The organism is Nitrosovibrio tenuis, from assembly GCF_900109785.1.
GTDB lineage: Bacteria > Pseudomonadota > Gammaproteobacteria > Burkholderiales > Nitrosomonadaceae > Nitrosospira > Nitrosospira tenuis_A.
In genome coordinates this window covers 249,901-263,254 of record NZ_FOBH01000003.1, presented here as the reverse complement: position 1 = coordinate 263,254, position 13,354 = coordinate 249,901, and the positions used below count along the sequence as shown (strand labels likewise).

The following is a 13,354-nucleotide window of genomic DNA, read 5'->3' as shown; positions in this document are numbered from 1 at the left end:
CTCAGGTGGAAACACCCCCACGCCTGTGGGGAAGACTCGCCATATCGCCTTTCCTGCATCTCAGAGTCAGAAACACCCCCCACGCCTGTGGGGAAGACAATCCTGTATCGGTTGCGACTGCCAATGGCGCAGAAACACCCCCACGCCTGTGGGGAAGACGAGCCGGTCGGGGCGGGTGTAGAGCGGGATTAAGAAACACCCCCACGCCTGTGGGGAAGACTGTGTGTCAATGCGGAAGCGGGAAATGCGGTCAGAAACACCCCCACGCCTGTGGGGAAGACGCGATGAGTCGATAGAGTTGTCGCCCATCCCTGGAAACACCCCCACGCCTGTGGGGAAGACCCTCTTTGATCTTGGCGGATAGCGCCTGGGCTAGAAACACCCCCACGCCTGTGGGGAAGACGTGTTACTCGGTTCACTTTTAACCTCAATCAAAGAAACACCCCCACGCCTGTGGGGAAGACGTTTAAATCCCACGATCCGGCGCCGTTGATGGAGAAACACCCCCACGCCTGTGGGGAAGACACAGCTTGAAGAATGCGCATCGGTTTTTTCGTGGAAACACCCCCACGCCTGTGGGGAAGACCCCCAATAGTCATGAAAAAATTACCTTTATCTGGAAACACCCCCAGGCCTGTGGGGAAGACTGGTTCATGATCGCCCTTATATATATAGTGAAGGAAACACCCCCACGCCTGTGGGGAAGACCACGACTTATCCGCCTTGATCCCGAAAAGGTTAGAAACACCCCCACGCCTGTGGGGAAGACGATCTTTGTCCAGCTGCGAGTACCGAAGAACTGGAAACACCCCCACGCCTGTGGGGAAGACGGCACAGATGTTTTTCAGGTCGTCGCTTTGTCGGAAACACCCCCACGCCTGTGGGGAAGACGAAAAGAAAAGATTGACTATCGCAGGTACATGAGAAACACCCCCACGCCTGTGGGGAAGACGGGCTTACGCAGCCCTTACCACTAATAAAACCAGAAACACCCCCACGCCTGTGGGGAAGACGCCAATACCAGCCAGTGTCCCGGATACTCCGCAGAAACACCCCCACGCCTGTGGGGAAGACCCTTAAGTAGCCCGCACCACATGCTGCGCTTGAGAAACACCCCCACGCCTGTGGGGAAGACTTTCGCTGACTTGGTGATCGCGCTCATGTCTCAGAAACACCCCCACGCCTGTGGGGAAGACCTTGAGCCTGATTTCAAACTGCTTTTGCTCTAAGAAACACCCCCACGCCTGTGGGGAAGACTCTCCATTGCAGATGGCCTATATCCAAGCTCAGGAAACACCCCCACGCCTGTGGGGAAGACTGCCTGGCAGGAACTTTTTCTCAAACTTCTCTGGAAACACCCCCACGCCTGTGGGGAAGACGCCACGCCCGGAACTCCAGCGTCTTTTTCCTTAGAAACACCCCCACGCCTGTGGGGAAGACTTCCCATCAATGGTTAATCCCCTGATAAGTACGGAAACACCCCCACGCCTGTGGGGAAGACGCCTCGTGTTGTCTCAGCAGGCCATGAAGGACGGAAACACCCCCACGCCTGTGGGGAAGACTCCGTGCGCTTAATGGCTTAGAGCCGTCCTTGAGAAACACCCCCACGCCTGTGGGGAAGACCAGGTCGAGAACGTCACATCTTTCGGTCTCGTGGAAACACCCCCACGCCTGTGGGGAAGACTCCGAGGTGGCAAGCATAACGCGCACGCTTACAGAAACACCCCCACGCCTGTGGGGAAGACATCAAAGCAAAAGCTTTGAGCCGGGCTGAAGCAGAAACACCCCCACGCCTGTGGGGAAGACGCAACGGAATCCAGGAAAGGGAAGGGCAATCTGGAAACACCCCCACGCCTGTGGGGAAGACGACGCGACGGCGCCGCTGTGGAACTCTAAAGAAGAAACACCCCCACGCCTGTGGGGAAGACAGGTGATGCGTGTCGTTATTTGGATTCAGCTTGGAAACACCCCCACGCCTGTGGGGAAGACCCCTGCCTTTTCTGCCAGATAAGGGCTTCCGTAGAAACACCCCCACGCCTGTGGGGAAGACCAATCACATACGCGGGCATTGCTTCCTTGTCCGGAAACACCCCCACGCCTGTGGGGAAGACTTCGCGCGGTTGAAAAATTTGATATTGACCTGGGAAACACCCCCACGCCTGTGGGGAAGACTACGCCGCGATCATGATGTGAACAGGCGGGTGAGAAACACCCCCACGCCTGTGGGGAAGACAATCACGGCCTGAACTGCTTTGTCGCGGCACTGGAAACACCCCCACGCCTGTGGGGAAGACTGCTTGCCGCATCCTCTTTCATCGTCAGCTCAAGAAACACCCCCACGCCTGTGGGGAAGACCCCGCCATGCAATCAGCAAGCGACTCTAAGATGGAAACACCCCCACGCCTGTGGGGAAGACTCAACGACGAGCCCGGTAGTCTTGCTCAAATCGGAAACACCCCCACGCCTGTGGGGAAGACCCTCGCATTTCTGGTGTCGGCTGAGGTATCGGGGAAACACCCCCACGCCTGTGGGGAAGACGGCCTTCTCGGTTTTATCGGAAAAACGAGCTAAGAAACACCCCCACGCCTGTGGGGAAGACCCAGGCTCCAGGGTGACAAGGTAGAAATCGAGAGAAACACCCCCACGCCTGTGGGGAAGACACCAACAAATTGTTAAGGAGCGTTACTGTAGCACTACGGGTTGTGCTTCAGTAATTGAGCCTCTAAAACAGCCCGGATTCAAAGGCTACAAGATTCAAGCCGCTGGCCCGGACAGTATTTGTTTCTCGATTACTAACTGCAAACCGGAAATCTCGATAAGATCGCGCTTGGTATCGCCTACGCCGCGAATCTCATAACCTGGTGCCGCAGGGATCCGGCGGAAAACCATTAAACCGCTTTCGCGAGGGCAATGATCGTATAAATAATCCACTACGGTCTTCGCAACAGCGTCCTTGACGCCGGAAACGAATACATTGGGGCGCGGTTCGATAAACCAGAGTTTCATTCGCCCGCGCACGGCAGGCGGTAAATCATTGGCGATCACGACGAGCATTTTTCACACCTAACATAATCTCGATGTCTTGGCCTACCTTGCCCAGTAAGTCGGTTTCAATGACGCGTTGGCGAAAAGCAGCAGATACTTTGTGTTTGTTGTAGCGCCCGGCCATCTCGAGCGTGAGCGAAAAAGCCAAATCGATACAAAGATGCTCCTTGTATAAATCGGCTAAGTCGTATACAAAAGGCAGCGGGCTGCCGGAATGAATAAAACCGATGTGCGGCGAATAGCCCATGCTATGCACGCATGAACTTAAAATTCCGTAGAGCGCCGCATTGCTGGCGGTGAGCACCTGGTTGGTGATGTCGCCCAGTTCGAATTTGCCGGGGGTGAAACTGCGCCCTTTCCAACCTACGCCGTACTTCTGCCCGTTTTGTTCATACAACGCACGCACCCGGTAGCCCTCCATGCCCATCATTTCCGGCAAGGATTTGCCGGTCAAATCCGCCTCTGAGAAACGCCGGGCGAACATGCGCCGCGCGACCTCAACTGATTTTTTCGGATCGGCGGAAAGTTTGATTTGTGCGCGCATGTTGCGTGTATCGGCGGCGGGCGCTTGCCCGCTGGCGTAAAACAGGAGACTATCCTCCCCCACCCAGCACACGCCGCAATTGGATTGCGCGATGACTTTCACTGCTTCGTGGGTAATGCTGGTGCCGGGACCCAGCAACAGGCAGTTGAGCGTGGCAATCGGCAAACGTACGACATTGGCATCGCAGTCTATCCATTTGACACTGGAGTCATCGATTTCAAGTCGTCCTCGCTCAAGGTAGATAAATGGATATTTGTCCTTGACTTGTGGCAGGCTTTCGCGGGTTACCTTGATGAGCAGGCGATTGGACGATGTCGTTGATGGCGCGGTTTCATCTGGCATTAATCAAGCTCACCTGGCGGTCGCCGTAGCGTTTGTCTTCACCAAACTGCAAGGGAACGTCATTAAGGGTAAAAACCTCATCCGCCTCGCCTTCATCGGATGCCCCGTGCAACACCCGAAAATCCTCGGTACGGTTCTTTTGCCACGCAATCGAATGCGCCTTTTCAAGGGCTGACGCTTCATTGTCGAAGATCCCGCGATAAACAAAGTCGGTTGGCACGCAGTTCTTGCGTCCGAGATAAATATCCCAGGCGGGATTCTGCAAGGCTTGCACAATGGTTGCGGCTTTATCAACTGGCACTTCCAGCACCACGGCAAAGGCGGCATCCTGCAAATAGTAGCGATAGGTCATCTTGGTGCCACCCCCTACCGCTTTCTTGCCTTCGCTGGTTTTGGGGATAAGCAGACTCGCCCATGGGTCCTGATCGTCGAAGCCACTGCCGACCATGTGAAAATCACGTAACAGGGACTCCCGGTCCTGTTTTATAACCCCATCCGCTGTTTTTTTCCCGCCTACAAAAGAGACTACGGTTTGACCCAGCGCGGCAAACTCGGCCAGAAGCGCACTTTGTTTGCCGCCCGCGCCTAGCGCGGCGCACACCAGGCCAAGCACCCCCGACTTGGTCGGAAAAGCGAGCGTATCCCGCCGGCCAAATTTGGAATCGGAACCCCAGGACTGGAGCGGTGCTTCCAGCCATAATAATAAATAAGGGTTACGCATTTGCCTCATCCCTGGCAACGTCACCTGTGGAATGCTGCTTTAGCGCGGCAATCAAATCATCGATATCAAAACTATCGTCCTGCCCAAAGGTGTATTCCGCCTGCTTGCCGAACAGGCTGCCGTGCAGTTTTTCCTGTCTGGCCAGATAACCCGTCATGGCATCAATGCTTGGTTGGATAAAACCACCGTCTTTGGCTTTGATCGCCGTTTCAAATGGCACTTGCAGGCGCTGGCCCTTGCGCACCAGCACCTTGGCGAATTCCCAAGGCGATGCGCCTGACTGGGTGGCTTGCCGCGCGGCAGGCACCGCAATAAAGAGAGCCTTGGTAAAATTTTCGACTGCCTCGGGCAGATCTTGCCCAGCCAGGGTTTGATAAAGCTGGCCCAGATCCAGGCTCACATAACGGTAATAAGTGGCGGAGTTGAATTCCAGGCTACCCATGTGCGCGGAACCCGGTTCGGTGGCGAGGTCGTCCAGCGCTGTGAAAAATTCGACTTCGTTGCTGACTTTGTGGGTGGAAATGGCGTGGGAAAACGACGCCGCGGCCTCGACATTCAGGTCAGCCGCTTGCGCAACCATACGCCCGAAAAGCGCGATATCAATCCCATCAACGGCCGGATTCAACGCCTTTTTAGCAACCTTATGCACATCCTTGTCCTTAAGTTTTTTGGCATCGAAACCTTGTTCCTGCGCGTATTCGGCGAAGGCGTTGGCTTCAGTCATGGTAAAAAACAACAAAGTGTCTTTACTCAAACAGGAGGCGATCATTTCCCCGCAACCGTTGGCCTGCTCATCCGTCGCGCCCAAGGCGAGGCAGGCGTGCGCAATGGTGCCGGCAACATGCTTGGTGCGCACGCCCAGCCTGGCGCCAAAGCCGTGCATCGCCATGCGCACCGGCCGCTTCCATGCCTGCGAGCTAACTCGGGCGCGCTGCACGCCGCCGACCACGGCGGTTTTAGGCGCGCCCACGTCGTCGCGGTTGAGGCAGGTAACAGGGAAGGATTGCAGGATATGAAATTCGATACGCAGATTCTTGAATGGATTATTGATCATCATTTTTTTATTTCCTTTTAAGTGAATGAAATTGAATCGGTGGAAATTGATCGGCGAATTAAATAGCGGCCAAGGGCACGATCTGCAGCAGTCCGAAGCCGAATGCCCGGCCTCGTCCTATGCCCTGGGTAAAACTCCGAAAAAAACGATCTTTGTCAGTGACTATGAGCTCACCCCTGAGTGTGGCGCTGCCATGGGTGACGGTTTTGCCGGATTTTTCAAAACTCTGCACGCTGATTTGCCGGGTTTGCAGGTTTTCGGCATTGACACTGAACCCCCAGGATTTCGGCGCACGTGCCCTGAACCATTGCTCGATGCCTTCACGCCCTCTAAGCGGCACGACTCTGCCCGTTTGCCTGTCGCGCTTGCCGGGGTTGAGCGTGACTTCAAAGGCATAATGCTCATGCGCCAGAAAATCTGAATGAACGATCCGGGTTTGTACTTTGCCAAACTGCGGCGTTTGATGCGGCTTGCGATTGGACAGCATGAGGATTTGGCGCGTATTGAAGTCACCGCCTTTGTCGGCATAGATAATGCCGCTATGGATGCTGGCATGCTTCTCGGCATGGGAACGCGTATCTTCAAATAATCCATACACGACCTTGTGCAGGGCATAAGCATCCTTGATGCCCAGGATGTTCATGTCGGCACGGCTCAAGCGCAACACGCTGGCATAAGCCACGGCGTCTTCAGTCATCCTTGCCTCCCTCCGCCGGCTTGCCGTAAAAATCCTGCGCCCAGCGTGCCTTGATATGAGCCCGGCTGTCCTCATGACCAAACCTCAGTAAATCGTTCAGCAGGCTTGCATAGTCAAGAACCACGCTGCCCTTCGATTCAATCAGGCTAAACAAGGGGCGTAAAATGCGGCAGGCCTCCGGCACGGAATCGCAGGCCAATAAACGGCGCAGCCTGGCTTTGGCCTGGTCGCTGGCATTGCCGTCCTCGTAACAGCGCGCAATGGCCTGGCCGATTTTGGCGGTACCGTTTTCGTCGATTTTCGAGCGGGCGATAGCGGCGGCAATGGCCGCATGGGGCAAACGCTGGTTTTCATATTCCAGATTGATATGGAAACCTGCCAGCACCTCCCAGCTCTGGTATTCGGTCGCTGGGTTATCGGCGCGTTTGAGTGCGGCGCGCAAACCATTGTCGGCCCGGCAGCGGTTGATGATGTAATCCGCAAACATCAGACTTTTGCTGCGAGGTGGGACAGTCTTTTGCAACGGGTCCTTGGTATCAATACTCATGCTGCTTCCTTGGTCGGGTTTTTAAGGTATTTGCTTAAATTGGGCCGATTTTTCGCCCAGGCGTCGAGCTGTCGGGCGGTATCGTTAGGGCAATGGCTATCGTAGGCCTTGTGGACGAACCGGGCGAAAACGGGGCGCATGGCACGGGCTTGATCTGCGTCGCCGCAAGCATTCACCAGGTCTCGAAACCGGCGCTCGCACAGTTGCCAAAAGAGGTTGCTGGCTCGTGCAGCCTGCCCCTTGGCTTCCATATTCTGGTTTTGAAAATAATTGAAGGTTGCGCCATAAACGGTTTTGGAGAGGATATCCAGCGCGTCCATTTCCAGTTGCAGATTGATAAACCACAGTTCACCCAGGATGCCGCTTTCAAGCTCGATTAACGATTCCACAAAATCATCGGAGCCCGAAACATATTGCTCACCCGCATTACTGCTGACACTCAAACCGCCCGACCAGATTCCAAGCATTTGCATATGGGGAATGGCGCGCTTCATACTCAAACGCAGCTGATAGCAGTCAAAGTTTTTATTATTGGTTTGCGAAAAGAAACTCAGCAATGCCGTTAATAACCGCCAGGGGCGTTTTTCGGGGTCTACCCAAATCGCTTTCGGGTCTTTAGTCGAAAAATCTGCCGATACGCTGGGGTCGATAACCCCATCCTTATAGCCCGGATGCGAAATGCCCTCGGAATAATGCAAGCCGCTTTCCGTCAATAAACAAAAACGGGAAAGGGGAACCAGTCTTCCTGTAAGGCTGGATTTCAGTGCTTCGGCAACCGGACAAATTTCACCTTCCGGCATCTGCTCCCAAGGCGCGGTACCCGTTCCTTGGGGATAAATAGCCAGATCGAAAATTTGTTGCCGGGTAAATAAATTGATCCATAAGGTTTCCTGTAAGGATTTACCTTGTAAAAAGCTATGCAAAAATCCCAGAAAGCCGATGGATGCGCTGGGTTTTCCCGTAGAAGGCTTACCATTGTTATTAAACTTGCCTCGATAGCCAGGCGAAAGAACGATTGAATTATCTGTTTTTTTGCCACCCAAGCCGAAACCCATCAGCTGCACAATCAGCAATGACTTATCTGCATCAGTCAAGCTCTTTTCTATCTGCGATTGAATAAGCACGGTCGCATTACCGGTGGAAACATCGGCCAGCACTGCCCCAAAATTTTGCGTGGCAGCGGCTTTAATCGCAGACATCTGCAAGAACGGCTTTTCACCGTAGAGGTAAAACCGGTCATGCCATTTATCCAGATACTCCAGACACCTCTCTGCCAGACCTGCCGGTTGGATGCTAACCCACTCGTCATCATCTTCCGGTGTGCAGGCAGCCTGTGCAATGGCCAATAAAAGTTTAGTCAAGGCGATCTTCTGTACCGGGTTGCCGCCCAATGCGCGGTACCCCGGATGGCTGAACAACTGTGCCAGGCTGACTCGCCCCGCATCCACAACAGGAATCCAGGGCTCATCGACAAGGTTGAAGCGATTTTCAATCGTCATATTTTTGTTCCTTCTTTTTTGTGGTTTGGTAGCCTACCGAGGGGTCATAGCTGATACGGTAGCTGTCGTTGACCGCGCCGTTATCGAGGGATGTGACCGCTCCACTTTCGTCAACTAATGCCACGCGTAGCAAGACGCTTTCCTCGTATTCGGGCTTACCCAGATAGAAATAATCACCAAGCCAGTTGATGCGGGTTTTACTGACAGTATCCGGTGCGAGATAATCGGCGACCTTCAATGTGTTTTGCATCAGTGCTGCGCTGATCTCGCGCCATTGCTTGCGCTTGAGGGAACGGCCATTATGGGGAACCCATAGTCTTTCATTATCGAGCAAGGTAACCCACGTCCCTTGCTTTCCGAGGTCGTGCCGATAGGCGCGAATCAAGAGCACTTCGGCGGATTCCACCTCGCTATGACGGGTTTGGGCTTTTTCTTCGGGCTGTGTGGTGCCCCCTTCCGATAGCCCATGCAACGCCAGACGCTCAAGCCGGGTACGCATGGCCTCCACTTGGTGCAGGTGCTTGGCCATATGCTCGCTCTCATCTTGTGCGTCGTAGGTCGCTTCGATCAGCTCACGAATCTGGCCGGGCAAACGAACGTGCGTCATACCCTGCCAGACCGCCAGGCTGCGGCAAAGCACATAAGGCGCGTAAATCTTCGCCGTTGCGCCAAAGGCCAGCTCGGGCGATACGATGGCCGTTGCCAGACCAGGCGAAAGTATCCACGCCTCGCGCCGGGCCGCCAGCGGGCGCGAAGTTTCCGCGTGCCGCCATAAACGCCCGAGCCTTTGCAGCAGCATGTCGGTAGGGGCAATGCGGGTAACTAGAAAATCGGCATCTATATCGAGGGATTGTTCGAGCACCTGCGTGCCGACGAGAATGCGCCCTTGCAATGCGCGAGACTCAGAGCCACCCTTGCCGAAACAGGTGACCCACGCATCTTCACTGGCGGTACGATCGGCTTTCGTATAATGCGAATGCAACAGCCCGCACGCCATCCCCATTCCGCTGGCGCGGGCGGCGAGCTTCCGGTAGAGGTCTTGTGCCTCCTTCACGGTATTTTCTATCCACAACACCTGTTGCCCTTCTTCGGCCCGGCACAAAACTTCTTCAATAGCATCGGTTTCGAGATGGTGGGCAATGGCTACCAAAACATCGGGGATCCGTTCCACGGGTATTTCCATGGCATCGCTCCCTGCCGGATCGCGGTCATAAGGCTGCGCGGTAATCAGAGGGTAAGCGCTCAAGGGGCCAGCGGCTTTTTGCGGCGCCCTGCCCAGCAGTTTGGCCCTGCGCTCCTGTGTCAGGGTGGCGCTCAGGATGATGACAGTGCAGCGCAGCTGGCGCAGCGCTTTAACCAGCGCATCCAGGATCGTGCCGGTGAAGCTGTCGTATGAATGGACTTCATCCAGGATCACCACTTTGCCAGCTAGGCCAAAGGTGCGGACAAAGCCGTGTTTGACATTCATGACTGCCATCAGGGCCTGATCAATTGTACCCACCGCAAAGGGTGCCAAAATGCCGCGCTTTGCCTGGGCAAACCATGCCCCGCCGGGGTTGCCTTCCTCGCCCATTTCAAACTGCTTCAGCCAGGCATTGCCGTGGATCAGCAAGGCTTGCTTGTGAGGCGAGCCATCCTCCAGAATCCGGTCCAGGAATGCATTGACCCGCTCATGGATTTTGTCGGAAGTCAGCTGTGTGGGAAGCGCGAAGTAAATGCCCGTGGCCCGCTTTTTTTGCAGCAATTGATAAGCTGCATACAAGGCGGCTTCGGTCTTGCCCAGCCCCATCGGGGCTTCGAGCACATACACACCGGGCTGGCTCGCTGCCTCGATCAGCCTCGTTTGGGCAGCTTTAGGCTCAAAGCCGAACACTTCGAAGAAACTTGAACCGTATTTCAGCTGTGGCTGTATGAACCCGGCGGCATCCAATGCCTGCCCGATTTTGGTCCGCCAATCGCCCTCTGGATCTTCAAACAACGACCCCGACCCGATCCAGTCGGAAACGGTGGTAAGCCCGGCCAGCACTCGCGCCTGCAACGCATCTTTCACAATAGGGAAGTCGGCATTCAGGACTTGCTTGAGCTGCGCCAGCAATTCGATACGTTGCGCTTGCCAGGGCTCACCGCCAAATACTTCGCTAGCCGATTGATAAGCAACTAAATTTGGCGAAAACCCATGATGCTGGCCCAGGACTTCAGGAATGTATTTCCCGATATTCTGAGCTTCCGCCGCTGCCTGGCTGACGCCGCCGTGTCCTCCCCACAATTTCTCAGCCTCGGCGTTATGTGCCTTAAGCAGTGCAAGCACGAGCACATCCTGTCGGGACAGCGCGCTATAAATTTTCTTCTGAAAAGTCGGACTGACCTTTCCGATATCGTGGGCGGCGGCGATCAATTCGGCGCCGTCAGGAAACAATTCCGCACGCAGCCAGTCCGGCATGCGGCCCATCATCGCGCGTGCTACTTCACCGACAATCTGACAGTGGCTAAGTACTAACCGCCCAGGCAGTACGGTGCCCTCATCCGTTTTGCGGGACTTGGCCAAGCATTTATCCAATGGCAGAGGCGGTGGAGTAAACGAATCAGATAGTTTTAGACGTTGGCGTCCAAGCATTACGCACCCCAATCTTCTCCTTCGAGCATTTTTCATTCTGAAGGGGCTGTACAGCCAAAGCCATTGGACTTTGGTACACCAATTGCTGAGTAGGGGTATTCCGGAGTCCAGTCTGTTCCAGTTAGCTATCCGCCACCTCTTGAAATACCCCGTCAACCAGGGGCAGAGGTTAAAGCCACTGCCAAGCTGGTCCTGTACGTATTTTGATTACTCGAGCCAATATGGCGTGTTGCTGAAAAGAGGTATTCCTACGGAAGAGAAATGAGGATGCCAAACTGCAACTGGTGAGTGTAATACGATTGACTAACTATGACTTTGGTCAAGTCCGAAATCAAAATGGGAAAAACAAAATTATTGCATAAATTAATTCTGCCTAATCTCATCACAATTCTATCTAAAACGTCATGGCTCGCATTTGGCTTAGGCTAATGTCATTCATTATCAAAATACCCTCAAGGCTTCCAGTTATCGACAAACGCCTGACGAATGTGCCGCACGGCGGCGTCCTTTCTGAGATTGTACTGTGCCGCAAACTTCCCGCTGTCATAGAGAACGTTGCTGCCTTGATCCTCGTCCACGGCAATTTCGTTATGATGGGGAAGCGATCCACGCGCTTTAAAACTTTTGTCCTTCGTCAAAACTGCGGGGACGAAGGTTATCCTCTCGACGATGCTATGAGAGTCGCTCTTCTGGGCGTAGCGCCCGGATATCAGCTTGCCTTTCCACAAAGCCGCGGCCTCCTGAGGACTGCCTTTCCATAAGGCAGTATTGGTAGAGAATTTTGCTGAAGCAATATCGAAATCCGAACCCGTTCCATAGTCAGGCGCTTGCGGAAGAGATGCTGCCGGATTGTTGGGGTCATACAGAGCCAGCTTGCCGTTCTGGACTGCGGCGAACTCGCCGTAACTGCTGTGAGCATAAAAGTCGCCGATGCCATGGGCGGCGCGATGAAACAGATCCAGATTCCGGACGCCTGCTGTCCTGAATTGCTCCAACCGAACGGCCACCTGCTTCCAGCTTTCTTCGATATAGCCATTGTCGAAGTGGTCTCTCGGATCGTAGCCCCCCGGCAGGTCCACATCATCCACGGTGAGGCTTCTTCTCCACAGGACGCTGGTGAAATGCCGGTTGAGGGATTTAAGCACCCAATCCGGACAAACATCCGGAGTAAGCGCTTCGTTAAGGATGGTTTTATGAACCCATCCCGCGAAACTGGGATCGAGCTTCGACCAGTCCTGCTTCAGGCGGATTGCATTTTTTCCTTCGTAGCAGATGTGGCTCTGCATTGTCCATAGGTGCACATCGTTGAAGATGAAGAATGGAATATATTCGGCGCTGTCTGGCAGATGCGGCGCCTTCCCCCGCTTATCCGCCTTTTTGCCCGTTTTTTCCGAACGGGCGACATGAGCCGCCGGTTCGATGACCTGCCATTTGCCGGCCTCATCCTTGTACATGACCCAGACGTGGTCGATATCCTCGTGCTTCTTGCCGAACCATGCGCGGAATTTGCCCAGCGCCATGCGCACGTTGAATGAACTGATGCCGCTCGCCAGCAACATGGAGGCGATGAGCAACGCCCGGTCTTCGCAATCGCCGGAGCGCAATTTCAGCGTCTCATCCGGAAACTGCCAAGGGTCGAGCCCCTCGGTAAGTCTATATTCGATCTTTTTCGAAACAAACTCAGTGATGACATAGGCGCGCAGATCAAATGAGCCAGGATCGCGCGATACGAACAGCTCCCACGAAGCGCCTTCCAGCTTCTCGATGAAGTTGCGTATGTCACGTTCGAGGGTGCGCCGCATGATGGCATTGTCCTTGCTCACCAGAAACTCGCGCACGTCGATGTCATACCATCCCGTTTGCCTCATGACAACGGGGCGGGAAGAAGGAACGATGGAATCGTGAACAATTCGTTCTCCATCCCAGTTCCAGCGGCGTAATCCATTCACACGAGAATTTGCGAAACACATAACAATCCGTTTAAAATATAAAGGCATGCAGAGACTCTGTTGCAAGACCCTGAGTTTCCTTAGTTTTCTCCGTTTATTCCTGTCTATTCATCCGCGAGCGGAGGCGCTATTCTCAGCTTATCCGTACTTGCCCAGACAGTGGACCGGTCACAGCTTCAGTTCAGTTACAGTTATACCCGAAAGTTTATGGACCAGATGGCGAATTTGACGATCAGACACAATACGGCCAGCTCCTGCCCTAGGGATATTCTTTTCGGAAGACCTCTGGCCCGACATCATCGATGATTTCAGAAGCGCGTTCTTTTTCGATCAAGCCCATGT

At 54.4% G+C, this 13,354-nt stretch carries 9 protein-coding genes and 1 CRISPR repeat array (1 of these 10 cut by a window edge); all 9 genes read right to left on the bottom strand.

Annotated features, from left to right (window positions below):
- Window positions 1–2,660: direct repeats of the CRISPR family, unit length 28 nt; unit sequence GAAACACCCCCACGCCTGTGGGGAAGAC (it extends 1,395 nt beyond the left edge of the window).
- A gap of 94 nt (window positions 2,661–2,754) precedes the next feature.
- The 9 genes from cas2e to BMX00_RS05915 all read right to left on the bottom strand — a co-directional run bounded on the left by cas2e (window position 2,755) and on the right by BMX00_RS05915 (window position 13,033).
- Window positions 2,755–3,054 carry a type I-E CRISPR-associated endoribonuclease Cas2e gene (gene cas2e, locus BMX00_RS05955; protein WP_090828079.1) on the bottom strand — a complete coding sequence of 100 codons (300 nt, stop codon included), beginning with the start codon at window positions 3,052–3,054 and terminating at the stop codon, window positions 2,755–2,757.
- Window positions 3,032–3,931, bottom strand: coding sequence for a type I-E CRISPR-associated endonuclease Cas1e (cas1e, locus tag BMX00_RS05950; protein ID WP_090828078.1), 900 nt, complete (start codon window positions 3,929–3,931; stop codon window positions 3,032–3,034). Before cas1e ends, cas2e begins: the two co-directional genes overlap by 23 nt.
- Window positions 3,921–4,652 (bottom strand): type I-E CRISPR-associated protein Cas5/CasD, encoded by a 732-nt coding sequence (cas5e, locus tag BMX00_RS05945; protein ID WP_090828077.1) that lies wholly within the window; start codon window positions 4,650–4,652, stop codon window positions 3,921–3,923. Before cas5e ends, cas1e begins: the two co-directional genes overlap by 11 nt.
- Window positions 4,645–5,709, bottom strand: a complete 1,065-nt coding sequence (cas7e, locus tag BMX00_RS05940; protein WP_218141505.1) for a type I-E CRISPR-associated protein Cas7/Cse4/CasC — start codon at window positions 5,707–5,709, stop codon at window positions 4,645–4,647. Before cas7e ends, cas5e begins: the two co-directional genes overlap by 8 nt.
- A gap of 55 nt (window positions 5,710–5,764) precedes the next feature.
- A complete protein-coding gene (gene cas6e / locus BMX00_RS05935; protein WP_090828076.1) occupies window positions 5,765–6,403 on the bottom strand; it encodes a type I-E CRISPR-associated protein Cas6/Cse3/CasE in 639 nt (212 codons plus the stop codon).
- Complete coding sequence (casB, locus tag BMX00_RS05930) at window positions 6,396–6,950, bottom strand: type I-E CRISPR-associated protein Cse2/CasB (protein ID WP_090828075.1); 555 nt, start codon at window positions 6,948–6,950, stop codon at window positions 6,396–6,398. Before casB ends, cas6e begins: the two co-directional genes overlap by 8 nt.
- Window positions 6,947–8,449: a type I-E CRISPR-associated protein Cse1/CasA gene (gene casA, locus BMX00_RS05925; protein WP_218141504.1), complete on the bottom strand. Its 1,503-nt coding sequence runs from the start codon at window positions 8,447–8,449 to the stop codon at window positions 6,947–6,949. Before casA ends, casB begins: the two co-directional genes overlap by 4 nt.
- Window positions 8,439–10,994, bottom strand: a complete 2,556-nt coding sequence (gene cas3, locus BMX00_RS05920; protein ID WP_218141503.1) for a CRISPR-associated helicase Cas3' — start codon at window positions 10,992–10,994, stop codon at window positions 8,439–8,441. The genes casA and cas3 overlap by 11 nt, the downstream gene beginning before the upstream one ends.
- A gap of 521 nt (window positions 10,995–11,515) precedes the next feature.
- A complete protein-coding gene (locus BMX00_RS05915) occupies window positions 11,516–13,033 on the bottom strand; it encodes a transglutaminase-like domain-containing protein (protein ID WP_177171781.1) in 1,518 nt (505 codons plus the stop codon).
- Between the last annotated feature and the right edge of the window lie 321 nt (window positions 13,034–13,354).

Bases quoted from the DNA above. Each gene is read 5' to 3' on its own strand.
- cas1e (WP_090828078.1), bottom strand. From the start codon at position 3,931: ATGCCAGATGAAACCGCGCCATCAACGACATCGTCCAATCGCCTGCTC.
- cas7e (WP_218141505.1), bottom strand. From the start codon at position 5,709: ATGATGATCAATAATCCATTCAAGAATCTGCGTATCGAATTTCATATC.
- cas2e (WP_090828079.1), bottom strand. From the start codon at position 3,054: ATGCTCGTCGTGATCGCCAATGATTTACCGCCTGCCGTGCGCGGGCGA.
- BMX00_RS05915 (WP_177171781.1), bottom strand. From the start codon at position 13,033: ATGTGTTTCGCAAATTCTCGTGTGAATGGATTACGCCGCTGGAACTGG.
- casA (WP_218141504.1), bottom strand. From the start codon at position 8,449: ATGACGATTGAAAATCGCTTCAACCTTGTCGATGAGCCCTGGATTCCT.
- cas6e (WP_090828076.1), bottom strand. From the start codon at position 6,403: ATGACTGAAGACGCCGTGGCTTATGCCAGCGTGTTGCGCTTGAGCCGT.
- casB (WP_090828075.1), bottom strand. From the start codon at position 6,950: ATGAGTATTGATACCAAGGACCCGTTGCAAAAGACTGTCCCACCTCGC.
- cas5e (WP_090828077.1), bottom strand. From the start codon at position 4,652: ATGCGTAACCCTTATTTATTATTATGGCTGGAAGCACCGCTCCAGTCC.